Genomic DNA, 25,879 nt, shown 5'->3' on the forward strand with positions numbered 1-25,879 from the left:
GAACTCCCGTCCCACGGCGCGGCGGAGGGCGCCTGTCTGCCGACCGAGCCTGCCAACAACGCGTGACAGGCTCGGTCCGGCCGGATGACGCCGGTGTTACACCGCCGTCCGGGAGCCGGTCCGGCCCGCGGACGCGCTCAGCGGTTGACGGACTGGATCTCCTGGACGACGACGTCCTGGTCGGCGCCGAAGGTGCCGTCGGGCAGGTCGCCGCCGGTGGGGCCGGAGCCCTCCCAGTGGATCTTCCAGGTGACGGTGGCCTTGAGGTGGTACGAGCCGTCACCGGAGGACCGCAGGTACTTGACCCCGCACGGCGGTGTCGCGTTCGCCTTGCCCGGGGCGTACGGCTCGCCGATCCGGCCGTCGGCTATCCGGCAGACCCCGGACGCCGGATAGGTCACCGCGTCCGGCGTTCCGGGCTCGATCCGCAGCGAGACCGGTTCGGCGGTGGTGGTCGCGAAGATGCCGAGCACCGGGACGCGGGCGGTGACGGAGACGGGCCTGAAGTCCGCGCCGTCCAGCCAGGTCCAGGTCGGCAGGTTGACCTTGGTGGTGCCCGCGGGCTTCAGCGTCACCTGCTTGGTGGGAACGCGGACCTGTGCGTAGGCGAGCGCGGCGAGCACCTCGGGCGTCACGGCGTTCACCGCGTCGGCGGGCGGCGGGGCGCCCGTGTCGACCCAGAAGATCTGCTTGGTGCACTTGTCCCACCCGGGCGGGTAGCTCCTGTCGACGAACGAGTCCCAGAAGTAGCCCTTGCCGGTCTTGTCCTTGTTGAAGTCCTTGTACGGATTGCCGTTGACGTACGTGTCACGCTGTTCGCGATCCCACTGGTCCCCGGTGGATCCCGCCTGCCAGATCGGCTCCTTCATCTTCTGGAGCTGCTCGGGCGTGTACTTCGGCGCGTACCAGCAGGCGGGCGGGCTCCAGGAGGCGTCGCCCGACGCGACGGGCCCCACGGACGCGCCGCTGCCGTTCTTGGAGGTGTCGAACTCGACCCCACCGGCCGACGCGGAGACGGTGTCCCCGTCGATGTTGCCGGAGGTGTTGGTGTCGGAACCGCCGCCGACCGAACCGCCGCCCGGATTGGTCCGGTCCGCCATCGCGGAGGGCGCCGAGAGCAGACAGATCGACATCGCGACCGCTGTGGCCGCCGCACCGCGAGCGAGACGTGTCACGGCTGGCACCTGCCCGCCCCCCGGGTAGAAACGATCTTCACGAGCTCCCAGACCCCCTTGTCGTTCTTCTCGACCTGAACGCCGTAGAGGACGTAGCTGTTCTTGGTCGGCTTCGTCCTCTGGATCTCCTTGGTCTTGACGACCTTGCTGAAGCCTTTGCTCTCGTCACCGCAGTAGGTGAGCGACGCCTTGTCCTTGGACTCGACGTCCACCTTGCGGTCGAAGTAGCGCACGGTCCCGGTCACCGTCAGACCGGCGTCCTTGAATCCCTGGACCCACTTCTGGGCGGCGACGGCCCCCTCGCCCTCCGTGTAGTACTCCAGGGCGGGAAGACGCGGGTTCTGCGCGACGATGGCGGCGTCCATGGCCCGGATGAACTCCGCGTTATCGCCGAGGATCGCGTCCTTGACCGTGTCGCCCGCCTGTTCCGGTGTGAACGTGAGGATGTCGTCCGACGGCAGCTCGATCTTCGGGCGGTCCGCCGTCTGTGGTGCCGTCGTGCTCGGGGACGCCGACGCCGACGTCTGCGTGTCCGCGCCCGCGATCTTGTCGTTGTCCTTCGCTCCCTCGTCTCCGCCACCGCAACCGGTGAGGAGAAGCAGCGCCGTTGCTCCGGCGGCGGCTGTGGCGATCAGGCGAGGACGGCGGGTCACGGGAGACTCCTGTGTCGTAGTGGCGAAGCCCCGCTACGGTAGCGGGGCTTCGCATGGTGACACCAGTGCAAACAAGAGGACGTGCCGTCAGGCCCGATGGGTTCCCGCGCGCGACGACGACCTGTCCGGCCAGAGCCGGGGCTTCCGCTTCGCCGCCAGATCCTCCATCCAGCCGAAACACAGGATGCAGCCGGCGGTGAGGGCCCAGACCACGATCAGCTGGGGCCAGGAACTCTCCAGGAACCAGGGGGCGTGTTCCTCCAGGAGCGCGATGCCCCACAGGTGGTCCCACAGGGACTCCGCGGCGACGATGCACACGTTGTGCCACAGATAGATGGTCACCGCGCGGGAGTTGAAGAGGGTGATCAGCCGGTCCCAACGGCGCAGTGGGCGGGGCCACTCGGACCACGAGGGGCTGAAGTGCAGGAGCAGCAGCACGGTGGCGAAGGACCACAGCGACTGGGCGAACGGCATGTCGTCCAGGTCGTGTCCTGGTGCGAAGCCGTGCGTGAGCGCGTACCAGAGGCCGACGGCGGCCACCGCCGGCGCGAGGGACGGCACGACGTAGCGGGGCAGGCGCTTGAGGACGCCCTGCTGGTGGGCCATGCCCAGCAGCCAGCACGCGCCGAACGCGCCGAAGTCGCTGAGGTTGGTGTCGAGGCGCGGGCTGGGCAGGGAGATCCGGCCGAATTCGAGCACCGCGGACAGGACGATCGGCGCGAGGATCGTCGTCCAGGGCAGCCTGCGCAGGGCGCGCAGCAGCAGCGGGGAGAGCAGGACGAACCACAGGTAGGCGCGGATGTACCAGAGCGGCACGGCCAGTTCCACGGCCCAGTCGTCGCCGATCAGGCCATGGACGCCGGGCACGTCCGCGGCGAACGGCGGGTCGCTCAGCGGCAGGATCCAGAAGGCGAGGTGCAGCCACCACCAGCCCGGGTGTCCCTCGGAGTCGGGTCCCCAGCCGCCGAGCAGCATGCCGCTCACGCCGACCGCGCCCAGCAGCCACAGCGGTGGCAGCAGGCGCCGCATCCGGCCGCGGACGACCTCGACGGCGGGGCGTTTGGTCAGGGAGCGGGCCATGAGATTGCCGGCCAGGGCGAACATCACGCCCATGGAGGGGAACACCACCGGCAGCCAGGCCCAGCCGAACAGGTGGTAGAAGACGACCCGGAAGAGCGCGACCGCCCGGAGCAGGTCGAAGTAGCGGTCGCGTCCCGAGGCGCGGGGCGGTGCCTCGGCGGGCGCCGGGGCCGACGGCTGCCGCGGGATCCGTACCGCCGCGCCCTCCGGGGACGGGGTCCGGGTGGGCGCGACGGCCTCGTGGTCCTGGGTGCTCATGCGACCGGCCTCCCGTCCATGACGCGCCGGCCCGGCACGGGCTCGTCCGGCGGTGCCGACACCCCGCCCTTGCGGCGCAGTTTCTGCCAGCGCAGCCGGCCGCCGGTGAGCGCGGTGATCCAGGACTGGAGCAGCACGACGTACATGAGCTGGCGGTAGAGGATCTGTTGCAGGGGCAGCGAGATGAGCGGGGTCAGGCGTTCGCGGTCGAGGAAGAAGGCGTAGGTCGCGCAGACCACCTGGACGGCGAGGACGCCGAACCAGGCCACGATCGTCTTCTCGGTGGGGCCGAAGAGCAGGCCGTAGACGAGGAACATGTCGATCAGCGGGGCGAGCAGCGGGGCCAGCACCATGAAGAGGGAGACCAGCGGCAGCCCGACGCGGCCGAAGCGGCCCGAGGGGCCCCGTTCGAAGACGGCGCGGCGGTGCTTCCAGATCGCCTGCATGGTGCCGTACGACCAGCGGTAGCGCTGGGACCACAGCTGCTGGACCGACTCCGGGGCCTCGGTCCAGGCGCGGGCCTTCTCCGCGTAGACCACCCGCCAGCCGTCGCGGTGGATGGCCATCGTGATGTCGGTGTCCTCGGCGAGGGTGTCGTCGCTCATGCCGCCGACGCGTTCCAGGGCGGAGCGGCGGAAGGCGCCGACCGCGCCGGGGATGGTGGGCATGCACTGGAGGACGTCGTACATCCGGCGGTCGAGGTTGAAGCCCATCACGTACTCGATGTGCTGCCAGGCGCCGATGAGGGTGTCCTTGTTGCCGACCTTGGCGTTGCCCGCGACGGCGCCGACGCGCGAGTCGGCGAACGGCTGGACCAGTTCGCGGACGGTGGCCGGTTCGAAGACGGTGTCGCCGTCCATCATCACGATCAGTTCGTGCCGGGCGTTGGCGAGGCCGCGGTTGAGGGCGGCGGGCTTGCCCGCGTTCTCCTGGCGGATCACCCGGACGTTCGGCAGGTCCAGGTCCTCCACGATCCGGGCCGTGCCGTCGCTGGAGCCGTCGTCGATGACCAGGATCTCGATCGGGTGTTCGCTGCGCATCAGGGAACGCACCGTGTTCTCGATGCATTTGGCCTCGTTGTAGGCGGGCACCAGTACCGACGCCGGTTCGGTGACCGGCCGCGGGCCCCAGCGAAAGCCGCGGCGGCGGGTGCGCCGGGCGTGCAGGACGGACAGCAGCAGCATCAGGCCGAAGCGGGCGAGGACCAGCACGCCGATGACGGCGAGGCCGACGACCAGGACGCCGGTGAGGTCGTCGGAGGCCCGCACCAGGAAGATCCAGGCCTTGCCCTTCCACAGGTCGGCGCCCGCGACCGGGGTGTCCGCGTTCGGGGCGTCGAGGGCCTCGGTGAGGTTGGTGAACGTGTAGCCCTTGGCGCCGAGTTCGGGGATGAGCCGGTCGAGTGCCTGCACCGTCTGCCGGCGGTCGCCGCCGGAGTCGTGCATCAGGACGATCGCGCCCTTGCCGCCGTGGGGCGTGGCGTTGCGGACGATGGTGTCGACGCCGGGCCTGCGCCAGTCCTCGCTGTCGGTGTCGTTGACGACGGTGAGGTAGCCGCGGCTGCCGACGTACTCGGTGACCGGCCAGGACCGGTCGTCCATGGCGTCGGCGGAGGAGGAGTACGGCGGCCGGAACAGGGAGCTGCGGATGCCGGCCGCGCCCGCGAGCGCGAGCTGGTTCTGCGACAGCTCCCAGTCGATGCGCGCCGTGGACTGGTAGGAGAGGTCGGGGTGGTTGAAGGTGTGCAGGCCGACCTCGTGGCCCTCGGCGATCATGCGTTTGACCAGGTCCGGGTAGCGGGAGGCCATGGTGCCGGTGACGAAGAAGACGGCGTGCGCGTGGTGCTTCTGGAGGATGTCGAGGACCCTCGGGGTCCACTTCGGGTCGGGGCCGTCGTCGAAGGTGAGGACGACGCGGTGGTCCGGCACGCGCAGGCTGGTGACCTTGCCGCCGCGGGTGTCGATGACGGGTCCGCCGTCGAGGATCTTCTGCGGGACCTTGCCGGTGGCCGCCTCGGGCCGCACCCGGAAGTCGGCGAGGATCTCGCTGTGCACGTAGCCGCGCAGCATCAGCATGCCGAGCATCGCGAACAGCAGGGTGAGCGGCAGCAGTTGGCGCAGTGGCAGCCGACGGCGCCGGACGGCCGCGTGCCCCGTGGAGCGGCGGCTGGAGCGGGATGCCATCAGAGGACGTTCTCCGTGGACGAGGTGACGGGAGCGGAGGACGCGGGTGCGCCGGCCGGGCCCGACTGGACGGGGACCGGGTCCGCGGGCCCGTTGGCGACCGGGCCCGTGCCGCCGGCCGGGGGCTGCGACGAGGGCGGGGCCGGGGCCTCGCTGGACGGCGTCGTGGACGGGCTCTGCGTCGGGGTGGAGACGGCCGGAGGAGGCGACTCCTGCACCGGGTCCCTGGTGCTGCCGCTCGGGCTGGGCCGCACGGAGGTGCCGGCCGACGCTCCGGGAGCGGCGGAGGTGCTGGGTCGGCCGCTGGCGGCGGACGCGCTGGGCGGCCGGCCGGTCCCCGAGGTGGCGGACGGGCCGCCGGGGACGGAGGGGTCCGACACCGGGACGCCGTTGCCGCCCGGGCGGGCCGGGTCCGACGAGGCGCGCGGCGTCGGGGAGGTGTCGACCTGTCCGGCCGGCTTGTCGTCGTCCTGGCCCGGGACCGGCACCGGGAGCCAGGGGGCGGTGGAGTTGCCCGACAGCAGGGTGGCGACGATGACGGCCGCGTAGGCCGCGCAGGACAGCCCCACGGCTATCCCTATCCGCCGGAAGGTGCGGCTGCGCCGCCCCGACTCGTCCACGAACACCGGTGCGTCGGAGGCCTCCTGGCCACCGTCCTTGGCGGTCTGCGCGGGCGCCCCGCCGAACGGGACGGAGTCGAGCTGGATCGTCACCTCGTGCGGATCATGGGCGCTGCCGTCGTGCGGTGCCGTCGCCCCGGACTCGTCCCAGGGGTCGCGCGGCGCGGCGGCTCGGGCATCGCCCGGTAACGACCCGAGGATCTCGGCCCCGGGCTCGGGCACCCCGGCGGTACGCGCCCGGCCGCCACCTCTGCCGTCGCGCCGCCGTCCGCCCCGGCCGGCCCGCGCCGCGCGGCCGGTCCGGCCGGTCTGTTCGCCCCGGCCGGTCTGTTCGGGTCGCCCGGCCTGCTCGGGCCGCCCGGGCCGCTCGGCTCGTTCGATTGTTTCGGCCACCGGAAAGCCGGTTCGTCCTGCTCCCGAAGGGCTCCGGTGGCTCGGAGGTTTTCCCCCCGTCGACGGAAGGTCCTGGGTCGCTGACGCGGCAGCGGGCCATTCCGGTTGGGCGTCTTTCCGCCACTCTTTCACGTGCGCACTTCCCCCCACGGGACGGTTCTGGAAGCGCGTTCGACGCCGAGCACCCGTCGTCGAACCGGGCCCCCACCCGATTCGAACGCCCCCCATTACCACACCGTGCTCAGGCCCAAGAATGTAGCGCACGCGGACGATGCGTGTGGGTTACGGGTTAAATGTGGGTATTCATCATGCTCACGTCAGTGGCTGGAATCCATCCATCCGCAGGCCGGTGCAGCCACCCTTCAGCGGCGGAGATCTCGGCCGCAGCCTGCCGAAGAGCATCGAATCCCGGATGGACCAGCCCCTTTCGCCACACCAGTGACACAGGCGACAGAGGGACGGGATCGACAAGGGGCCGCAGCACCGTTCCACGCATGGCCGGAAAGCCCACCACGGCGAGGATCGGGTTCCGCGTCTTCGCCATGATCCGCTGGAACTCCTCGTCGCCGACGGCCAGCGGCAGCGGGGCCGCGAGCCCGATCCCCCGGCATTCGAACAGGCGGCGCGCCAGGTCCGTCCACTCCGTCGTGCGCGGGTTCCCCGCGCCCGCGTAGACCGTCTCGCCGCTCAGCGCGGCGAGCGGCACCACCTCCAGCCCCGCCAGCCGGTGGTCCTCGGGCAGGACCACGGCCATCGGCTCGTACCGCACCGGCTGATGGGCGAGGCGGGCCCGCAGCGCCGGGTCCAGACCGGCGAACCGGCCGAACGACACGTCCAGCCGGCCCGCCACCATCTCCCCCGCCGCACCCGCGAGGCCACTCTCGTAGCGGGCCATCAGTTCGTGCTCGGGGGCGAGTTCACGGGCCCGGCGCAGCACTCGGCGGGCGGTGGCCTGGTCGGGGAAGTTGAGGTCCACCAGCAGCGGCCGGGCCTGCCCGAACGCGGCCAGCAGGTCGTCCTGCGCCTGGAGCACCCGGCGCGCCGACGGCACCAGCCGCTCGCCGTCGGCGGTCAGCGTCACCTGCCGGGTGGTCCGCACGAACAACTCGGCCCCCAGCTCGCGCTCCAGCCGCCGCACATCCCGGCTGAGCGCCTGCTGCGCGACGTAGAGGCGGGCCGCGGCGCGGGTGAAGTGCAGTTCCTCGGCGACGGCGAGGAAGGCGCGCAGCAGGCGGGGGTCGAGGTGGCGGGGAGCGGACATCCGCCGAACCTACAACGCGGGTGCGTGAATCGGTACGCGGAAGGTGTTGGACCCCCGGCACGGGCCCGCGTCACGGTGGGCCCATGCCGCGACCCCAGCCCCGGACAGCGCCGTTGCGCACCGTCACCGCCGACGCCCTCGTCGCCGTCGACCTCGCCTCCCGTCGCGGCGACCGCCCGCCCGGCCCCTACCGCCGTCTCTTCGCCCGCCCCGGCACCCGCGCCTTCACGGCCGGGAACCTGCTCGCCCGGCTGCCGATGGGCATGTTCAGCGTGAGCGCGGTCGTGATGATCGCCGGCGCCCGGGGCTCGTACGCCCTCGCCGGGGCCGTCACCGCGACCGGGCTCGCCGCGACCGCGCTGGTCGCGCCCTGGGTCGCCCGGCTCGTCGACCGGTACGGCCAGGCCCGCGTCGCCGTGCCCGCCGCGCTGTCGGCGGCGCTCGGCTCGCTGGCCCTGCTGCTGTGCGTGCACCGCGGCGCCCCGGACTGGACCCTGTTCACCGCCTACGCGGCCACCGCCACGAACCCCAACACCGGCGGCATGTCCCGGGCCCGCTGGGCCCATCTGCTGCGGGACGCCCCCGAGGCGCTGCACACCGCGAACTCCTTCGAGCAGGCCGCGGACGAACTGTGCTTCATGCTCGGCCCGGTGCTCGCGGCCTTCCTGTGCGCGGCCCTCTTCCCGGAGGCGGGCACCCTGGTCGCGGTGGCGCTGCTGGTGACCGGCGTGCTGGTCTTCACCGCGCAGCGCTCGACGGAGCCGCCGCCGCACCGCCGTACGACGGCCCGCTCCCCGCTGCGCGCCGCCGGCATGCCCCCGCTGCTCGCGGGATGCCTGGCCACGGGCGCGGTGTTCGGCGCGACGGAGGTCGTCACCCTCGCGTTCGCGGACGCGCGGGGGCACCACGCGGCGGCGGGCGTGGTGCTGGCCCTCCAGGCCGCCGGGTCCTGCGCGGCGGGGCTGGCCTACGGCGCGCTGAAGCCGTCCGGTCCCGCCGAGCGGCGCCATCCCTGGTGCCTGGCCGCGATGGCGGCGCTGCTGACGCTCCCGCTGCTCGCGGCGGCCCTGACCGGGTCGCTGCCGCTGCTGGCGGTCGCGCTGTTCGTCGCCGGGACGGCCACGGCCCCCACGATGATCACGACGATGACCCTGGTGCAGGAGCGCACCCCCGAGGGCCGGCTCAACGAGGGCATGACCCTCGCCGTGACCGGCCTGCTCGGCGGCATCGCCTGCGGCAGCGCGACCGGCGGCTGGGTGGCCGAACACGTCTCGCCGGCGGCCGGGTTCGGCGTGCCGGTCACGGCGGCGGCGCTGGCCCTGCTGATCGGTCTCGGGCGGCGGACCGGTACCGCCGATTCCCGCGCACCCCATTGACGTGCCCACGACCACCACCTACCTTCCCCCGTCGAAGCGCTTCGACGTCACGCGTCGAACCGGTTCGACGCCCCATCGCGTGACGGCCCCGGTTCCATCCGACTCCCCTGGAGGCACGGGATGTTGACGGCACGAAGGCGGGTGGCGGCAGGCGCGGTGATCCTGGCCGGATCCCTGCTCCTGACCTCCTGCGGCGGCTCGGACGGCGGCTCCTCCGACGGCCGGACCCTGAGACTCTGGCACTACGAAGGCCCCACCAGCGCCATGGGCGTGGCCTGGAAGGAGGCCGTGAAGGAGTTCGAGGCCACACATCCGGGAGTGAAGGTCACCTACGAGGAGAAGAGCTTCGAACAGATCCAGAAGACCGCCCAGATGGTCCTGAACTCCTCCGACGCGCCCGATGTCATGGAGTACAACAAGGGCAACGCCACGGCGGGCCTGCTCTCCACGCAGGGACTGCTCACCGACCTGACCGCCGAGGCGACGAAGCGCGGCTGGGACAAGAAACTGAGCGCGGGCGTCAGGACCACCAGCCGATACGACGCCCGGGGCGTCATGGGCTCCGGCAAGTGGTACGGCGTGCCCAACTACGCCGAGTACACGAAGGTGTTCTACAACAAGGACCTGTTCGCCAAGTACAGGATCGCCGAGCCGCGGACGCTCGACGAACTGACCGCCGCCATGGACGTGTTCGTCGAGAACGAGGTCACGCCGCTCGCGAACGCCGGCGCCGAGTACATGGCCCAGCAGTACCTGTACCAGCTGGCCCTCTCCCGGGCCGACCGCTCCTGGGTCGACTCCTACGAGCTGTACCGGGGGAAGACCGACTTCCACGACCAGGCCTGGACGTACGCCGCGACCACCTTCGCCGACTGGGTGCGCAAGGGCTACATCGCCAAGACCTCCAGCGGCACCAAGGCCGAGGAGGCGGGGGTCTCCTTCATCCAGGGCAAGGCGCCGATCCTGTTCTCCGGCAGCTGGTGGTACGGCCGCTTCCAGGAGGAGGCCGCCTTCGACTGGGGCAGCTTCCTGTGGCCCGGCTCCGACCTGACCCTCGGCTCCGGCGGCAACCTGTGGGTCGTCCCCGAGAACGCGAAGAACAAGGAGCTGGCCTACGACTTCATCGACATCACCATGTCGAAGAAGATCCAGAACCTGCTGGGCAACGAGGGCGGCGTCCCGGTGGCCGCCGACCCGGGCGCGGTGACCGACCCGAAGTCCCAGCAGCTCATCGCCGACTTCAACACCCTCTCGGCACGCGACGGCCTCGCCTTCTACCCGGACTGGCCGGTGGCCGGCTTCTACGACGTCCTCGTCTCCGAGACCCAGAAGCTGATCACGGGCGGCGAGCAGCCGGACGCCTACCTCGACGCCCTGCAGAAGGCGTACGACAAGGGCGTACCCCGGCGATGACGGTCACCGCCGAACGGGACGCGCGGGTGTCCGGCGGGGGCCCCGGCTCCGGGCCCCCGCGCCGTCCCCGTGACTCCTACGCGCTGTTCCTGCTGCCGGGCGCGCTCGCCTTCCTCGTGGTCGTCGTCGTGCCGTTCCTGATGAACACGGGCGTGAGCTTCACCGACTGGCAGGGGGTCGGCAGCCCGACGTGGTCGGGGCTCGCCAACTACCGTGACCTGATGGAGGACACCGAGTTCTGGGCGTCCTTCCGGCACAGCCTGTTCATGGTCGTCGCCATGGCGGTGATCCCGACCCTGCTCGGCCTCGTGCTGGCCGCGGCCCTGTTCGACTACGTGGGCAAGCACTTCGGCGGCCGGATCGCCGCGGTCCTGCGCGCCTGCTTCTACCTCCCCCAGGTGCTGCCGATCGCGGTCGCGGGCATCGTCTGGAGCTGGATCCTCGCCCCCGAGGACGGCTCGCTCAACGCGCTGCTGCGCGCCGCCGGCCTGGGCTCCTGGCAGCAGGACTGGCTCGGCGACCCCGACCTCGCGCTCTACAGCGTGATGGGCGTGATGGTGTGGGTGCAGCTCGGTTTCCCGCTCGTCGTCTTCATGGCGGGACTGCAACGCGTCGACCCCCAGCTGTACGAGGCCGCCGAACTGGACGGCGCCGGCTGGTGGCGCCGCTTCCGGCACATCACGCTGGCGCAGATCCGGCCGGAGACGTACGTCGTGCTGACCTGGTGCTCGATCGCCGCGCTCAAGGTGTTCGGCGCGGTGTACGTGCTCACCAAGGGCGGGCCGGGCGGCGCGACCGACGTCCCGTCCTACTTCTCCTTCACCACGTTCTTCGAGAAGACCCAGGTCGGCTACGGCGCCGCGATCTCCACCGTGCTCACCGTGGTCATCCTCGCCCTCTCACTGGTCGGACTGAAGCTCCAGACCCGGGCGGAGGACGCGGAGGAAGGGATCCGGACATGACCGCCGTACGCCGCTACCCGGTCCTCGTGGCGCTCTGCCTGGCCGCCCTGTTCATGGTCGTGCCCTTCGTGATCGTCACGGTCAACGCGGTCAAGTCGCCCGCGGAGTACGCGCGCAACGGCCCGCTCAGCCTTCCCGACGGCTTCTACCTGGACGGTCTGAAGGACTTCTGGAACCGCGTCGACTACGGCCGCAAGCTGGCCAACTCGGTGCTGATCAGCGGGTGTGTCGCTCTGGGAGCGGCCGTCCTGTCGGTCCTGAACGCGTGCGCGATCGGCATCGGCCGCGTCCGGGGCCGCACCTGGGTACTGGCCTTCTTCGTCCTCGCGAACATGCTGCCGCAGGAGGCGCTGGTCTACCCCGTCTACCACCTGAGCAAGGAGGCGGGCCTGTACGACACCAGACTGAGCGTGATCATCGTCTTCACGGTGATCCAGTCGGCGTTCGGCACGTACCTGCTCTCCTCGGTGCTGGGCCGCTTCCCCCGGGAGATCATCGAGGCCGCCCGCATCGACGGCGCGAACACGTGGCAGGTCCTGTGGCGGATCGTCGTCCCGGTCAGCCGCCCCACCCTCGGCGTGCTGCTGGTCTTCTTCTTCATCTGGACGTGGAACGAGTTCCTGCTCCCCCTGGTCATGCTGATCTCCAACGACAACCAGACCGTGTCGGTGGCCCTCGGCGTCCTCCAGGGCCAGCGCCTGATGGACGCCACGATGACCAATGCGGCGGCCCTGCTGGGCGTGCTCCCCGCGATCGTCTTCTTCCTCGTCTTCCAGCGGACCCTCACCCGCGGCATCGCCGTCGGCGCGGTCAAGTAAGGACCCCCCACGTGAAGTTCACCGATGGCTACTGGCTGCTGCGCGAGGGCGTCACCGCGGCCCACCCGGTCGAGGTCCTCGACGTCACCGCCCCCGACGACGGCACGCTGGAGATCCACGCGCCGACCCAGCCCATCCGTCACCGCGGCGACCTGCTGAAGGGGCCGGTCGTGACGATCACCGCCCACGCCCCGCTGCCCGACGTCATCGGCGTCACCTTCACCCACTTCGAGGGCGAGCGGCCGCGGGGACCGGAGTTCGAGGTCAGGAAGGAGGAGTTCCGCGCGCAGGCCTCGTACGACGACGAACACGCGACCCTGACCTCCGGGGCGCTGTCGGTACGGGTGGCCCGCACGGGCCCCTGGCGCGTCGACTTCCTCGCCCACGGACGCGCCCTCACCGGCAGCGGCCCCAAGGGCATGGGCATCATGCGGGACGCGACGGGCGCGCACTATCTCCGGGAGCAGCTGGGACTGAGCGTGGGCACCAGCGTCTACGGCCTCGGTGAACGCTTCGGCCCGCTCGTCAAGAACGGCCAGGTCGTCGACGTCTGGAACGCCGACGGCGGCACCGCGACCGAGCAGGCCTACAAGAACGTCCCCTTCTATCTGACCGACGCGGGCTACGGCGTCTTCGTCGACCACCCGGGCAGGGTGTCCTTCGAGGTCGGCTCGGAGGCGGTGTCGCGGGTCCAGTTCAGCGTCGAGTCGCAGCAACTGACGTACTACGTCGTCCATGGTCCGACCCCCAAGGAGATCCTGCGCAAGTACACCGCCCTGACCGGACGCCCGGCCCTGCCGCCCGCGTGGTCGTTCGGGCTGTGGCTGTCGACGTCCTTCACCACCTCCTACGACGAGGAGACGGTCACGTCGTTCATCGAGGGCATGCGGGAGCGCGAACTCGCCCTGTCCGTCTTCCACTTCGACTGCTTCTGGATGCGCGAGTTCAACTGGTGCGACTTCCGCTGGGATCCACGGGTCTTCCCGGACCCGGAGGGCATGCTGGCCCGGCTGAAGGAGCGCGGGCTGCGCGTCAGCGTCTGGATCAACCCGTACATCGCCCAGCGCTCCCCGCTGTTCGCCGAGGGCAGGGAGCTCGGACACCTGCTGCGCCGGCCCGACGGCGGCGTCTGGCAGTGGGACCTGTGGCAGCCGGGGATGGCACTGGTCGACTTCACCAGCCCGGCGGCCCGTGAGTGGTACGCCGGGAAGCTGGAGGCACTGCTCGCCCAGGGCGTCGACTGCTTCAAGACCGACTTCGGCGAGCGGGTGCCGGTCGACGTGGCGTGGGCCGACGGCTCCGACCCGGAACGCATGCACAACTACTACCCGTACCTCTACAACCGGACCGTCTTCGACGTGCTGCGCAAGCACCGCGGCGACGGCGAGGCGGTCGTCTTCGCGCGGTCGGCCACGGTGGGCAGCCAGCGGTTCCCGGTGCACTGGGGCGGTGACTGCGAGGCGACCTACGAGTCGATGGCGGAGTCGCTGCGCGGCGGGCTGTCCCTCGGGCTGTCCGGGTTCGGCTACTGGAGCCACGACATCGGCGGCTTCGAGGGCACGCCGACGCCCGCGCTGTTCAAGCGCTGGCTGGCCTTCGGGATGCTGTCCTCGCACAGCCGGCTGCACGGCAGTTCCTCCTACCGGGTGCCGTGGCTGTTCGACGAGGAGTCGGTGGACGTGCTGCGGCTGTTCACCCGGCTCAAGCTCGGCCTCATGCCGTACCTGTACGAGGCCGCGCGCGTCGCGCACACCGAGGGCACGCCGGTGATGCGGGCGATGGCGCTGGAGTTCCCGGACGACCCCGGGTGCGCGCACCTGGAGCGGCAGTACATGCTCGGACCCGACCTGCTGGTCGCGCCCGTGTTCAGCGACGAGGGCGAGGTGACGTACTACGTCCCCGAGGGCGTCTGGACGCACTACCTCACCGGCCGGACGGTGACCGGGCCGCGCTGGACGCGTGAGCGGCACGGCTTCGACAGCGTGCCGCTGCTGGTGCGGCCGGGAGCGGTGATCCCCGTCGGCGCGGTGACCGACCGGCCCGACTACGCCTTCGCCGAGGACGTCACCCTGCGGGCGTACCGTCCCGGGCGGGGCGCGCAGGTGACGGTACGGGCCGGGGACGTGACCTTCACCGTCGTACGCGAGGGGGACACCTTGCGGGCGTCGTGCGCCGACCCCTCGGCACCGTGGGGCCTGGCGGCGGGCGAGCGGGAGGTACGGGCGCGGGCCGGGGCCGGGTTCCTGACACTGGAGCTGGACCGATGGTGAAGATCACCGACGTGGCCCGGCACGCCGGGGTCTCCCCGAGCACGGTCTCGTACGCGCTCAGCGGCAAGCGGCCGATCTCCGAGGAGACCCGGCAGCGGGTGCGGGCGTCCATCCGCGAGCTGGGCTACCGGCCGCACGCCGGCGCCCGCGCGCTGGCCACCAGCAGATCGAACGTCCTGGCACTGGTCGTCCCGCTGCGGACCGGGATCCACGTGCCGGTGGTGATGCAGTTCGCGGTGTCGGTGGTGACCACCGCCCGCCGGCACGACCACGACGTGCTGCTGCTGACGCAGGAGGAGGGCGAGGAGGGCCTGCGGCGGGTCGCGGACACGGCCCTGGTGGACGCGCTGATCCTGATGGACGTCCAGCTCCACGACCGCCGGCTGCCGTTGCTGCGCGCGCTGGGCCTGCCCTCGGTGATGATCGGGTTCCCCGCCGAGGCCGACGGGATCACCTGCGTCGACCTCGACTTCCGGGCGGCGGGCGAGGCCTGCGTGGACCATCTGGCGGGGCTCGGCCACCGGGTCGTGGCGCTGGTCGGCTCGCCGCCGGAGGTGTACGTCCGGGGGACGGCCTTCGCCCAGCGCGTGGTCCAGGGCTTCACCGCGGCCGCCGACCGGGCGGGCCTCGCCTCGGCCGTCCACCCCTGCGAGGCGACGGCGACGGCGGCCCGCCGGACCGCGGAACGACTCCTGCGGGAACAGCCCGCGCTGACGGGGCTCGTCGTCCACAACGAGGCGATCCTCGAACCCCTGATAGACGCCTTCGAACACCTGGGCCTACGCGTCCCGACCGACCTGTCGATCACAGCGATCTGCCCGACCGAACTGGCCGAGTCCCTCCAGATCACCTCGGTCGAACTACCGTCGACGGAGCTTGGCGAACGGGCGGTGAACCTCCTGATGACCAAGCTGGCAGGCGAGACGACCCCGGAAGCGACCCTCCTGGCACCCCGGCTCACGGGGCGAGCGAGCACGGCGGCACGGACGACGGCGTGAGAAGGGGCCCGCACTCTGGGTGAGTGCGGGCCCCTCAGGCGTCTGCTCAGGTGCCCGAGGCAGCCTCCTGGACGGCGCTCACCAGGCCCACGTGTTCATCGGCACTGAGCGTGTCGTGGAGCCGCTCCAGCCGCTCCGGGCCGGCCCCCGCCCACACCGTGACAGCGGGATCGCCCTCACGGCGTGCCCCGCCTTTCTGGTCTTTCAGGACGTCCGGGCAGTGCGACTTCTCATGGCGAAGCCCGCACGGCGCCGCGCGTGGCGCCCTGGCCTGTCAGTCATCGGGAAGGAGAAGGCGCAGATCCAGGCCGTCGGCAGAGGGGTCACTGTCTTTCGTGGGGATCGGCGAGTTCGGCGACGTGGCTCCTGCCGTATCCGAACTGGTCGCCGAGTGTCGTGTAACGGGCGTACTGCTCATCGCTCACCGGTACGGAGTAGACGCTGACGAACCTGAGCAACAAGCGGAAAGCCAGGTCGGGATCGACCTCGGTGACAACCTGTGTGAGCGAGGGGACCACCGTGCCGGAGAATGAGAACCAAGGACTGTCGTCGGCACCGAACCAGGGGCTGTCGTGCACCGCCCGGGTCAGGGACGGAGCGATCTCACGCAGTTCGCGCAGGACGGGCTCCAGCCGCTCCGAGGCCGTCGGGACCGGGGTGCCGATCAGGAATTCGGGGTCGATCTCCCGCAGGCGTTCGGCGCACATCTCCGAGATCCGGTCCAGCCACTGTCGCGGTCCGGCGCCCTCGTCCTGCGGATTGAAGCCAAAGGCCGTAGCCCCCTGCCACAGCGCGGTGAGGGCGTCGTCGGACATCGGCGAACGGGACAGCCGAAGCGTGTCCTCCAGCAGGGCGTACGCCGTCGTACCCGGTACGAGACCCGCGTAGTCGGCAGCTGCCCCGCGGATGCCTTCGTCGACCGTGTGGGAGTGCTGCCACAGATCGCCGTGGAACCGCCCGACGAGGAAGGAGAACCCGAAGTCCCACTCGAAGCGTCGCCGCAGCGTAACGTCGTCGAAACGGGGCCAGCACACGTCGAGTCCGTCGTACACCAGACATCCCGGGTATCCGAACATCTCACCGATCTTCTGATATCGGTCGCACTGCTCCAGGGCGATGCGCACCGCTGTCGCTTTCACGACGCGCAGGAACAGCCGAAACCCGAGATCGGCATCCACCTCGAGGGCGACGTGTTCCAACGCGGACACGACGTCCGGCCCCGTGAGCTGCGCCGCAAGAGCTCGGACTTCGACGCACACGGCGTCCCGCATCGCTCCTTCGTCCACCGTCACCGTGGCCGCCGTGGTGTCGGGGAGCCAGTCGCGGGCGAGGAACTCGGAGGCTTCGCGCGCGATCCGGGCTTCGCACAATTCGACGATCCGACGAAGAAGGTCACGGATGTCCGCCCCAGGATCCTCGCGGCCGGCCGTGGCGGCGAGCCACACCGTGCGAAGGGCCTCGGCCGGAAGCCGTGAGTCCAGCAGCAGGCAGGCGTCGTCCCGGAGAGCACGGGCGTCGTCGGCGTCGCCGCCCGCCACCACCGATGCCGGATCCACCCCGGGCGTTGTGAGCAGGAGACTGATTCCGAAGTCCTCCTCGAATCTCCAATAGCGTACTTCCCGCAGTTCAGGCATGCGTTCCTCGTGGGGCGTTGGGGCGGGCGGGGCGGAAGCAGACGACGCTTCTCGCCCCGCCCGTCGCGCCGGGGACGGTAGGCAGATCGGCCCCGGCACGGTCGGAGAGACGTTGCGGGTGTGCTCAGCCAGCCAGGAACGTCGTGTACACGACGTAGCCCAGCGGATGGCCGCGACCGACGTACTTCAGTTGGATGACCACCTTATTTCCGGCGTCGACCTTCTGCGGACCGTTTTTCACCCACTTGAATCCGAGATCCTTCGCGTCCCTGAGAGTCCACGTGATCTCCTTCAGATCGGTCCGGGGGTTGAAGAATCCGCGGTCGCCGTTCCTGCCGAACTTGTCCCGCATGCGGCTCAGCCACCCGTCCAGTCCCCTGGGGTTGCGCGCGATCCACTGCTGGAACGCATCGTTGACCGCCTTCGCTGCGACCTCCTGGCTCGCCCACCTGGTGGCGATGCCGCCCGTGGTGCTCTCGGCCTTCGCGGCCATGCTTGCGTCGTCGGGCGTGACGTGGTCACGCAGGGTGTGGGCTCCGGACGTGCCCTCATCCTCGATGATCTTCAAACAGTTGTGGACGAGGATGTCCTGAGGCGCCCGCCCGTGGGTGCGCACGAAGAAGGTGTGCAGGTTGTCGACCGTCAGGTCGTAGACCTCCGCGCGGCCTGGACGGTCCGTGAGCGCGGTGACGGTGCTCAGCGTCCCGTCCGGAGTGCGCAACCTGTCGCCCAACCGGAGGTCGGAGACGGTGGTCCAGCCGCGGTCGGCGACGAAGAAGCGGTGACCGCGGGTGCTGGTGACCACGCCATCGGCCACACCGATCTCCGTCAGGCGCTCCGTGCCGTGGCGGAACGTGTCCGTCACCGGTTCCGGACGCAGCCGGCCGGTGTCCGGATCGGCGGCCAGGAGCAGGTCGCCCTCACGGATGTCACGTATCGGCTTGCGGGTGCCGTCCGCCAACAGCACCTCGGTACCACTGGGGAAGCTGTTCCGTCGACAGAGCGTCACCGCGTCCTCGTAGACCTTCACACTCCGCTCGATCTGGGCGAGCGTGCGGGGGTCGATGCCGTCCAGCGCCTTCAGCGCCTTCAACGCGTCCGCGACCCCGACCCCGGTCTTCATCGCGGCGTCAAGCCCGCGGAGCGCCTCGGCGGCCTTCTCGTAGACCTTGCCCGGGATGAAGTTGGACGCGAACCAGGCGCAGCCGGCCGCGTCGCCGTGGTAGCAGCGGACCGCGTCGCCCAGCACGACCTCGTACAGGACCGCGCCGACCGTGTCACCGAAGAGGGCCTGCCAGCCGAGCCGGGTGATGTCGCCTGCGGTGAAGTGGTGGGTCCACTCCTGCTTCTGGTTCTTCAGCACCTCCGTCTTGAGGAAGACCGTGTCCTCCGGCGGGCAGCCGGACTGGGTGGCGGGGACGTCCGGGTTCTCGCAGAAGTAGTAGCTGACGGTGACGTCGAGGTGCAGTTCGTACGTCACCGTGCAGCCCTGCAACGTGTAGTCGCACGGGTTGAGCTGCTTGCCCGGTGCCGCGTCCGTCATCTTCTCGATGACGTAGAAGACACCGCCGATGCCGGTTCCGGCGCCCGTCTGGACCTGCTTGTTGGCGTCGTTGCGTTCGGCCTGGTCGGCTGCCTGCTGGGCGGAGTCCGCGTATTTCTGGGCGTCCTTCGCGGCTTCCTCCGCCGCGGTGGCCTCCGCGTCGGCGCGGGTGGCCGCCGCGCGGGCGTCGGTGGCGGCCTGCTCGGCCTCGGCGGCCGCCGCGCGGGCGGCCGAGGCGTCCAGGGCCGCCTGGTCGGCGGAGGAACGGGCGTCCGTCGCGTAGCCCTCGGCACGGCCCGCGGCCCGGTCGGCCGCCGCCGCGTCCTCGGTGGCCTGCTGGTCGTAGTCGATGGTGCGGGCCAGCGACAGCTGCGCGTCGGAGGCGTACTTGGCGGCCTCGGCCGCGTAACCCAGCGCCTCCTTGGCCGACTTGCGGGCGTCCGCCGCGTGACCGGCCGCCTCGGCGGCGATGGTGTACGCGGCCTTCGCGTCACCGGTCGCCGCGGCCGCCAGGCTCGCCGCCTGCTCCGCGTTCTTCTGCGCGTTCGCCGCGTGCGCCTCCGCGACCGCCTGCTGCTGCTCGGCGATCGACTTCGAGGACTGGCCCGTCAGCACGACGAGGCCGGCGGCCGAGTCCGTGTCCACATAGGGCGAACCGAGCTGGATCGCGTCGTTCGCCGGCGCCGCCACCTGCTTCGCCGACGCACCCGCGTCCTCAGCCGCCTGCGCGGTCGTGTACGCGTGCCCCGCCGCATCCGCCGCACCGGCGACCGCCTTCACGGCCTCCGCCTTCGCCGCGTCCGCCTGCTTCTTGGCGTCGGCGGCATGCTTCTCCGCCTCGTCCGCCAATTCCACCGCGGTCCGCGCCGCGCTCGCGGCGGCCTGGGACGCCTTGATCGCGTCCGCTGCCGCGCTGGTCGCGGTGCGTACGGCGGCGTCCGCCTTCAGCTTGGCCGCCTGCGCCGCGTCCGAGTCGGAGCGGGCCCGCTCGGCCGCAGCCTCGGCGCGCGTCGCCGCCGCGTCGGCGTCGGCCGCCGCCTGGGTGGCCGCGTTCGCCTCGGAGCGGGCCGAACCCGCCGCCGCCTCCGCGTCGTCCGCGGCCTTGTCCGCGTCGTCCGCGGCGGCCCGCGACTCCACCGCGTCGTCGGACGCGTCGTGCGCCTCGGCGTAGGCGTCCTTCGCGTCCGCCTTCGCGCGCGCCGCGTTCGCCTTGCTCTCGGCGTCCCACGCGTCGTCCCGCTTGCCCTTCGCGCGATCGCGCGCGCCCTCGGCGTCCTGGCGCTTGGTGCGGGCGGTCGACTCGGCGCCCTCCGCCCGGCCCTTGGCCTCGGTGGCGGTCCTGGCGTAGCCCTCGGCGTTGGACCGGTGCTGGGCGGCCTCGGCCTGCTTGGCCGCGGCGGTCTCCTTCTCCGCCTTCGCCGTCGCCTCCTCGGCCTCCGCCGACAGCCGCTTGGCGTGCGCGGTCGCGGCCGCCGCCTTGGCGTCCGCCTCGGCCTTCTGCGTCTCCGCGAGCTTGGCCTTCGCCGTGTCACGCGCCGCCTTCGCGGTCTGCGCCTGTACGGCGGCCGCGTCCGCGGCGGCCTTCGCCTGCGCGTTGGCCTCCTGCGCGGCGGCCGTACGGAACGCCGCCTTCGACTGCGCGGCCTGCGTCAGCGCCCGCGCCGCGATGGTCGCGCTGTCCCCGGCCGCGGCCTTCGTCGCCGCGTACGCGGTGTCACCGGCCTTCGACAGCGCCTCCAGCGCGGCCGCAGACGCCTTCGTGACCTGCGCCTTCTGCTGCCCCACCAGCAGACCGCGCCCCCGCGGGGCACCGGCCGTGTCGGCGATCGCGTTGGCGGCCTTCGTGGCGGTGTCCGTGGCCGTGGCCGACTTCTGCGCCGCGACGGTCTGCGCCTTGATCAGATCCAGCTGCTTCTTCGCCGCCGTCTGCGCGTCGGCGACGCCCTTCTTCGCCTTGTCGAACTGCGCCTTCGTCGGGTAGTCGAGCTTCCCGGTGCCGTTGTGACCCGACGGGGCGAAGTCGAACTTCTGCGGGTCGGTGCCCTTGCAGTCCCACATCCGCCCGTCACGGCCGTTGTCGTACGTCGCCAGGTCCAGGCAGTTGGCCGTGCCCGGGTTGTACAGACGCGTCGTGGCGTGGGTGTTGTACTCCCACTTCTGCGAGGCACTCTGGTTGTTGCACGTCAGCAGTTGCAGCACGGTCCCGTTCGCGGCACCGTTGCCCTTCACGTCCAGGCACTTGCCGGAATTGACGTTGACCAGGGCATCGCCGCTGATCTGCCACTGCTGGGCGACCGTACCGTTGCATGTGTAGATCTGCACCGGCGTGCCGTTGGCCGTCTTGGCGCCCTGCGCCTCGAGGCACTTGTCTGTGGCGCCGTGCGCGTGCACGACCATGGGGCTGTCGCCGATCCAGCCGGGGCCGCCCGCGGACCAGTAGTCCTGCCAGCGGGTCAGATGATCGGCGATCCACGACTGGCCCAGCATCTCGCCCAGCCCCGTGGCACCGGCGGCCAGCGCCTTGACGGCGTCACGGTTGGCGTTGAGGATCTGGTTGCGCTGGGTGCCCTGCGCGGCGATCTCCTGCTGCCACTCCGCGGACGCTGCGGCGACCTCTTGGCCGAGCACCTTGTTCGGGTCGACCGGGGTACGCCACGCGCAGGACGCGAACCGTGACTTCAGGTCCTCCACGGCTATGCGGTACTCGACACTGCCCGGGGAGGGCGCGGTGCGCGGGAAGCCGCCGGAGGAGAGGAAGATGCGGGCGTTGTCGGCAGCGGTCGGCTCCATCGACCAGTTGACCAGGCTGTCCCAGGACTGGTGTTCGGCGTAATCCCGCTGCCAGTCCTTGCCGGACAGGTCCGGGTCCGGGTCGGCGCCGTACAACGGGGTGCCGAGATCCCTGACCGCCTTCACCGTGACGTCATCGGCCCGCGGGGTGGGGTCCTCGTAGAAGTCACCCTCGCTCCGGCCCCACTGCGTGCCCAACCAGGGGCTGATACCAACTTGGTTGAAGACGTCCGGGCCACCGTTACCGTAGCCCGGAGGGTCGAAGAAGTCCGCGATGGACTTGAAATTTCCCGGCGCGGAAAGCTGCTCCAGGGACTTCCGCCACTCGTGGGGCCGAACGCTCAGATCGATCTTCTCGATGTCGTCGCGGTCCTTCTCGAACGCGACACTCAGCGGAGTGTCGGTCCAGTACTGCCGGTTGGCGACCGTACGGAGCTGCTCCGGGGTCTGATCGAGAGCCCCTTGCGCGATGCTGTACATGGCCGGCCCGCCCATGCGCAGCACGTCGTGCATCAGGCACTGGTCCTGGCGGAGCTGCTCGGCGGCCTTCGCGTCGAAGCCGTCGTAGCTGTCGGCCACGGGGCTGAAGTCGGTGGCGTGGTGGGTGGGCAGATCCGGCTGGGCGGCGACCGTGGCGAGCACGGCGAGCGCCAGGACGGGCGGCACAAGTCGGTTGAGGAACCGGGATTTTCGCCTCGACGGCGCGCGGAACCATGGACTGGAACGCAAGGAAGCATCCGTTCTTCGTGAAGAGGGCAGGCCGGAGCCCGGTCGACGAGGCGAAGTGCCGTGGAGACGGTCAGGACTCCGTACGGCGTGGATGCGGATGCGTCGGTGCGAACGAATGCGTCAGCAGTCGCGGCATGACGATGTACCTCTCCCCGTAGCGACGGTGTTCCCCCGGTCGCTGATTGACGTACGCGGCCGCGGAAGTGGTCGCTTCCGTTAGGCGCGCGGCTCCCTCGGCCGCGGCACGGGAGCACGGGACGAAGTCCGCGCGGGCCATGACCTGTTACCAAGGGTGCTACCGAACAGTAGTCAATATGTGTGCTCCCTGTGAAGAGTGGGACCGCTGCGACTTCGATGCGGGAGCAAATCCGACCGATTCAGATCAAGTGCTGGGGGGAGCAGTCACTTTGGGGGGGAGCCTCAGAGCCGTTGGGGCAATCGGATCGAGGCCCGCACCCGCTCGGCCCGCGCGTGCACAGTCCCTGGCCCCATCGGGGCCGGTGTTCGGGACGCGCCGTTTCCCCCACCCACGCGACAGGCCCGGCACAGGCCTTCCGGCAGGGCCTCCGGCCGGCCGGGCACACCACAGTCGGTGCACTCCATCAACAGGCGAGGCGCGCGGGGCTCGTCGGCGACGCGCCCGGGAGGCATCTTGTCGACGAGTCTGCGCCGGACGAAGGCGCGGGGCGAGTACACGTGGTCGGGGAGCGCGGCGACGAGGACCTGTGTCAGATGCTCGGGCGTCACCCCACGCTCCAGCCACTCGGCGGCCGACTGCTCCAGCGCGGCGCAGTCCGCGGCGGACAGCGCCAAGCGCGGTTCGCGCAGGCCGAGTCGGGCGAGGGTGACGGAGGCGACCGAGGGACCCGGCGCGTCCTCGGACGGCCGCGGCGGTACGTCACCGGAGCCGGTCTCCGGGGCGGCGGCGCGCCGGGCGTCACCTTCGAGGAACCTGGTCCACCATTCGCTGTCCCGTGCGGTACGCGACCAGTACGTGTGGAAGACCCACCGCGCACCGGTCGCGGGCCCGTCCCCGGGTTCCGCGCGACGGCGCACCCGACGCAGGTGCCCGGCCCTGCCGAGCTCGTTGAACGCGGAGCGCACGGCCTGCTGGCCGTACAGGGGCTGCGTCTTGGCGATGGTCTTGGCGTCCATGGCCGCGTTCTCGCAGAGCCGGTCGAGCAGGCTCGCGAGGTACGCCTCACGGGCGGGGAGATGGCCGAAGTCGGCGGGCCGAGGCGGCGGCTGGTCCGGGACGGAGCGCTTGCCGTAGCCGGGTTTGGCCATGGGATGCGCTGCGGGTACGAGCAGGGCAGCGCTAGAGTTTTCGTACGCCACGAGATACTCCAAAGGTTCTGATCTTGGGGCGAGACCCCGGCGGGTGCTGCTAACACCCGGCCGGGGTTGTTTGTTGCCGCGAACGTTAGAGGGTCGCGACGGTGTGTCGCAACACGATCACAAATAGTCATGTCCGCAGGTGTGCGCGGCAGTTGCGACGCGGGGAGGGGCGGGAGGGGGGTTGGTTCTTCCCACCCGTTCCTTGAAAGAGAAGCTCGAATCCCGCGACCCGAAGCCCGGGGCTCAGACCTCGCGGGCGACGGCGTACGCGACGAAGACGGTCCAGACATCCGCCGGAAGATCGAGGCGCGGACCCCGAGCCCCGAGCTTCGAGTCCCGGACGTGGATCGCGTGGGGGGAGGGGGCGATTTCGAGGCACGCTCCGCCCTGGGAGTCGCTGTAGCTCGACTTGAACCAGGTCAACGGTTCACTCATAGCTCCTCAGCCTTCTTCCCGATGAACGCTGCCGAATCCTCAACTCCGAGCGCCTGCGTGCGGATCATGCCATGCACTTGTGTCAAGTCACTGACTCTGTCCGCGTCCGCATGGAGCACGCTCGTCTCCGGGCCCTCGACATAGGCGAATGGTTCGTGCTCGCGGTCTCCATCAGGATGAAGGAACCGTTGAGCGCGAGGCCACCGCCCTTGCCGAAACACAGAACCTGGACGGACACGTTGCGCCGCGCACCGACCTTCAGCAGATGGAGCAGTTGCCGCCGCATGACCGCCCGCCCGCCGACCTCCGTCCGCAACGCGGCCTCGTAGATGACAAAGCCGTACACCGTCTTGGTACGCCTCGCCAGCGCCTCCTGCCTGGCCAGCCGCGCTCGGACCCGCTCTTCCACCGTCTCGTCGTCCAACGGCGGACAGCTCTCGCCGATCAGCGCGTGCGCGTACTCCTTGGTCTGCAACAGGCCGGGAATCAGTGCGAGCGAGTAGTCGTGCACGGCGATCGCCTCGGCCTCGATAGCCATGTACTCCTGCGACCGTGCGGGATACGGCTCCGGCTTCAGGTACTCATGCGCGGCCACCAACTTCCCCCGCGCCCCGCACAACTGATCCGCCACCTGCAACAACCGCAGCGTCGGCCGTCGCCTCCCGCACTCCATCGACTTGACGTACTCGATGTCGTAGCCCGCCTCGGCCGCCAGCGCCTGACGGGCGACCCCCGCCTCCTCCCGCCACAACCTGACCTGGCCGCCGCAGTACCGCCAGTTCTGCTGCGCCTGCTGGGACTCCCCGGAAGCCACGCGTCCACCCGCTTCCCGTCGACACTCCGTGTACAACCGCGCGGTGTACTCGCTCCGCCACTTTCGAGGCTACGCACCGGCCGCCGGCCTGATCCCACCGATCGACGGAGAACCACACGCAAGGAAACAAAGGAATCAAGCACGTATGCCGACATCCCACGGCGGTCCGGCCACCGCCCCCCAGCAAATCGAGTGGCACTTCCCCCGGCACGCCCGCAGCGTGGGCAGGGGCCGAAGTCTTCTCCGTGAACAGACCGTGTCCTGGAAACTCCCCGAGGAGGTGACCGAAACGGCGGTCCTCCTGCTCAGCGAGCTGATGACGAACGCGTACCGCCACGCCCGCGTCTCCCCGAGCCGCGAGATCCGGGCCGGCTGTCTCCTGGACATCGACCGTCTCCTGGACACCGGCCGTCTCCTGACCGCCGGCCGCCTCCGCGTCTGGGTGACGGACGCGAACGACACGCTGCCGGCGCCCCGGGAAGCCCTGCCGGAGGACGAGTCCGGGCGGGGACTCGGTCTGGTGGCCGCGCTGGCGGACGGCTGGGGCGCGGAGAGCCGTGTCGGGGGTGTCGGCAAGACGGTCTGGTTCGAGTTGCGGGTGCCCTGACGGCCGCCCCCGTCCCAGCGTGGCAAAGGGGCCCACACGACAAAGGCCCCGCCGCTCGAAAGCGGCCGGGCCTTTGTTGTGTGCGAAACATGGGATGAGTGGAGATGGCGGGAATCGAACCCGCGTCCAACGGTGCAAAAACAGGGCTTCTCCGTGTGCAGTTCGCTGTGATTTTCTCGGCCCCGGTGATCACGCGAACAAGTCGCCGACGGGCCCAGCCACTGTTTGATTTCCCATCCGACCCCGTGACCGGGCCGGACGGTTTAGTTCCCTAGATTATGCCAGGGTCCGGGTCGGGAACGCCCCCGGGCTGACACCCATTAAGGGTCCTTCACTCACTGCTTATTAGGCAGCGAGGGCGAAGGACTGGGAATCGCTCTTGGAAGTGGCGATTATTGGTTGCGACATATGGTTAACGAGATCATTGTCGCTTCCTCGACACGCTTCCCCTGCTTCAACATCCGCTGTCGAAACCGATCATCCCCATGTTGTTTTTTCAATCCCTCCGGGGAGGGGGCGCGCACCCGCT

General features: G+C 70.6%; 18 protein-coding genes and 1 other RNA gene. 7 read left to right on the top strand and 12 right to left on the bottom strand.

What is annotated here, in order from left to right; all coding sequences use genetic code 11:
- Positions 1–137: 137 nt before the first annotated feature.
- The 6 genes from ACWCQK_RS09980 to ACWCQK_RS10005 form a co-directional block, all read right to left on the bottom strand.
- Positions 138–1,184, bottom strand: a complete 1,047-nt coding sequence (locus ACWCQK_RS09980; RefSeq protein ID WP_451153793.1) for a hypothetical protein — start codon at positions 1,182–1,184, stop codon at positions 138–140.
- Positions 1,172–1,828 carry a hypothetical protein gene (locus ACWCQK_RS09985; RefSeq protein ID WP_451153795.1) on the bottom strand — a complete coding sequence of 219 codons (657 nt, stop codon included), beginning with the start codon at positions 1,826–1,828 and terminating at the stop codon, positions 1,172–1,174. Before ACWCQK_RS09985 ends, ACWCQK_RS09980 begins: the two co-directional genes overlap by 13 nt.
- 87 nt (positions 1,829–1,915) lie before the next feature.
- On the bottom strand, positions 1,916–3,166 hold the full coding sequence (locus ACWCQK_RS09990) for an acyltransferase family protein (protein ID WP_451153797.1): 1,251 nt from the start codon (positions 3,164–3,166) through the stop codon (positions 1,916–1,918).
- Positions 3,163–5,349: a glycosyltransferase gene (locus ACWCQK_RS09995; RefSeq protein WP_451153799.1), complete on the bottom strand. Its 2,187-nt coding sequence runs from the start codon at positions 5,347–5,349 to the stop codon at positions 3,163–3,165. The genes ACWCQK_RS09990 and ACWCQK_RS09995 overlap by 4 nt, the downstream gene beginning before the upstream one ends.
- Complete coding sequence (locus tag ACWCQK_RS10000) at positions 5,349–6,362, bottom strand: hypothetical protein (protein ID WP_451153801.1); 1,014 nt, start codon at positions 6,360–6,362, stop codon at positions 5,349–5,351. Before ACWCQK_RS10000 ends, ACWCQK_RS09995 begins: the two co-directional genes overlap by 1 nt.
- Before the next feature lie 289 nt (positions 6,363–6,651).
- The gene (locus tag ACWCQK_RS10005) at positions 6,652–7,623 is read right to left on the bottom strand and encodes a LysR family transcriptional regulator (protein WP_451153803.1); all 972 of its coding nucleotides are present in this window, start codon (positions 7,621–7,623) and stop codon (positions 6,652–6,654) included.
- An 83-nt stretch (positions 7,624–7,706) separates the two neighbouring features.
- On the opposite strand from ACWCQK_RS10005, the gene ACWCQK_RS10010 reads away from it, so the two are divergent.
- From ACWCQK_RS10010 to ACWCQK_RS10035, 6 genes are all read left to right on the top strand, one after another.
- A complete protein-coding gene (locus ACWCQK_RS10010) occupies positions 7,707–8,999 on the top strand; it encodes an MFS transporter (protein ID WP_451153805.1) in 1,293 nt (430 codons plus the stop codon).
- A 120-nt stretch (positions 9,000–9,119) separates the two neighbouring features.
- Positions 9,120–10,412, top strand: coding sequence for an ABC transporter substrate-binding protein (locus ACWCQK_RS10015; protein WP_451153807.1), 1,293 nt, complete (start codon positions 9,120–9,122; stop codon positions 10,410–10,412).
- Positions 10,409–11,374 carry a carbohydrate ABC transporter permease gene (locus ACWCQK_RS10020; RefSeq protein ID WP_451153809.1) on the top strand — a complete coding sequence of 322 codons (966 nt, stop codon included), beginning with the start codon at positions 10,409–10,411 and terminating at the stop codon, positions 11,372–11,374. The genes ACWCQK_RS10015 and ACWCQK_RS10020 overlap by 4 nt, the downstream gene beginning before the upstream one ends.
- The gene (locus ACWCQK_RS10025) at positions 11,371–12,192 is read left to right on the top strand and encodes a carbohydrate ABC transporter permease (protein WP_451153811.1); all 822 of its coding nucleotides are present in this window, start codon (positions 11,371–11,373) and stop codon (positions 12,190–12,192) included. Before ACWCQK_RS10020 ends, ACWCQK_RS10025 begins: the two co-directional genes overlap by 4 nt.
- 11 nt (positions 12,193–12,203) lie before the next feature.
- Positions 12,204–14,462: an alpha-xylosidase gene (gene yicI / locus ACWCQK_RS10030; RefSeq protein ID WP_451153813.1), complete on the top strand. Its 2,259-nt coding sequence runs from the start codon at positions 12,204–12,206 to the stop codon at positions 14,460–14,462.
- Entirely contained in the window at positions 14,456–15,460 is a 1,005-nt protein-coding gene (locus ACWCQK_RS10035) for a LacI family DNA-binding transcriptional regulator (RefSeq protein WP_451153815.1), read from the top strand. Before yicI ends, ACWCQK_RS10035 begins: the two co-directional genes overlap by 7 nt.
- Positions 15,461–15,783: 323 nt before the next feature.
- On the opposite strand, the gene ACWCQK_RS10040 is transcribed toward ACWCQK_RS10035, so the two are convergent.
- The 5 genes from ACWCQK_RS10040 to ACWCQK_RS10060 all read right to left on the bottom strand — a co-directional run bounded on the left by ACWCQK_RS10040 (position 15,784) and on the right by ACWCQK_RS10060 (position 24,743).
- Complete coding sequence (locus tag ACWCQK_RS10040; RefSeq protein WP_451153817.1) at positions 15,784–17,016, bottom strand: hypothetical protein; 1,233 nt, start codon at positions 17,014–17,016, stop codon at positions 15,784–15,786.
- A 202-nt stretch (positions 17,017–17,218) separates the two neighbouring features.
- Positions 17,219–21,940: a ricin-type beta-trefoil lectin domain protein gene (locus tag ACWCQK_RS10045; RefSeq protein WP_451153946.1), complete on the bottom strand. Its 4,722-nt coding sequence runs from the start codon at positions 21,938–21,940 to the stop codon at positions 17,219–17,221.
- 636 nt (positions 21,941–22,576) lie between these two features.
- Complete coding sequence (locus tag ACWCQK_RS10050; RefSeq protein ID WP_451153819.1) at positions 22,577–23,494, bottom strand: hypothetical protein; 918 nt, start codon at positions 23,492–23,494, stop codon at positions 22,577–22,579.
- Between the two features lie 243 nt (positions 23,495–23,737).
- Positions 23,738–23,929 carry a DUF397 domain-containing protein gene (locus tag ACWCQK_RS10055; protein WP_451153821.1) on the bottom strand — a complete coding sequence of 64 codons (192 nt, stop codon included), beginning with the start codon at positions 23,927–23,929 and terminating at the stop codon, positions 23,738–23,740.
- An 82-nt stretch (positions 23,930–24,011) separates the two neighbouring features.
- Positions 24,012–24,743: a Scr1 family TA system antitoxin-like transcriptional regulator gene (locus ACWCQK_RS10060; protein ID WP_451153823.1), complete on the bottom strand. Its 732-nt coding sequence runs from the start codon at positions 24,741–24,743 to the stop codon at positions 24,012–24,014.
- Between the two features lie 145 nt (positions 24,744–24,888).
- Between ACWCQK_RS10060 and ACWCQK_RS10065 the strand changes: the two genes are divergently transcribed.
- Positions 24,889–25,350: an ATP-binding protein gene (locus ACWCQK_RS10065; protein WP_451153825.1), complete on the top strand. Its 462-nt coding sequence runs from the start codon at positions 24,889–24,891 to the stop codon at positions 25,348–25,350.
- A 96-nt stretch (positions 25,351–25,446) separates the two neighbouring features.
- On the opposite strand, the gene ssrA is transcribed toward ACWCQK_RS10065, so the two are convergent.
- Positions 25,447–25,835: a transfer-messenger RNA gene (gene ssrA / locus ACWCQK_RS10070) on the bottom strand.
- Positions 25,836–25,879 lie beyond the last annotated feature (44 nt).

The sequence above is a fragment of the Streptomyces sp. NPDC002306 genome, from assembly GCF_053593435.1.

Coding starts and splice junctions, on each gene's coding strand:
- ACWCQK_RS10035 (WP_451153815.1), top strand. CDS start 14,456: ATGGTGAAGATCACCGACGTGGCCCGGCACGCCGGGGTCTCCCCGAGC.
- ACWCQK_RS10045 (WP_451153946.1), bottom strand. CDS start 21,940: ATGCACGACGTGCTGCGCATGGGCGGGCCGGCCATGTACAGCATCGCG.
- ACWCQK_RS10015 (WP_451153807.1), top strand. CDS start 9,120: ATGTTGACGGCACGAAGGCGGGTGGCGGCAGGCGCGGTGATCCTGGCC.
- ACWCQK_RS09990 (WP_451153797.1), bottom strand. CDS start 3,166: ATGAGCACCCAGGACCACGAGGCCGTCGCGCCCACCCGGACCCCGTCC.
- ACWCQK_RS10005 (WP_451153803.1), bottom strand. CDS start 7,623: ATGTCCGCTCCCCGCCACCTCGACCCCCGCCTGCTGCGCGCCTTCCTC.
- ACWCQK_RS10010 (WP_451153805.1), top strand. CDS start 7,707: ATGCCGCGACCCCAGCCCCGGACAGCGCCGTTGCGCACCGTCACCGCC.
- ACWCQK_RS10025 (WP_451153811.1), top strand. CDS start 11,371: ATGACCGCCGTACGCCGCTACCCGGTCCTCGTGGCGCTCTGCCTGGCC.
- ACWCQK_RS10020 (WP_451153809.1), top strand. CDS start 10,409: ATGACGGTCACCGCCGAACGGGACGCGCGGGTGTCCGGCGGGGGCCCC.
- ACWCQK_RS10065 (WP_451153825.1), top strand. CDS start 24,889: ATGCCGACATCCCACGGCGGTCCGGCCACCGCCCCCCAGCAAATCGAG.
- ACWCQK_RS10055 (WP_451153821.1), bottom strand. CDS start 23,929: ATGAGTGAACCGTTGACCTGGTTCAAGTCGAGCTACAGCGACTCCCAG.
- ACWCQK_RS09995 (WP_451153799.1), bottom strand. CDS start 5,349: ATGGCATCCCGCTCCAGCCGCCGCTCCACGGGGCACGCGGCCGTCCGG.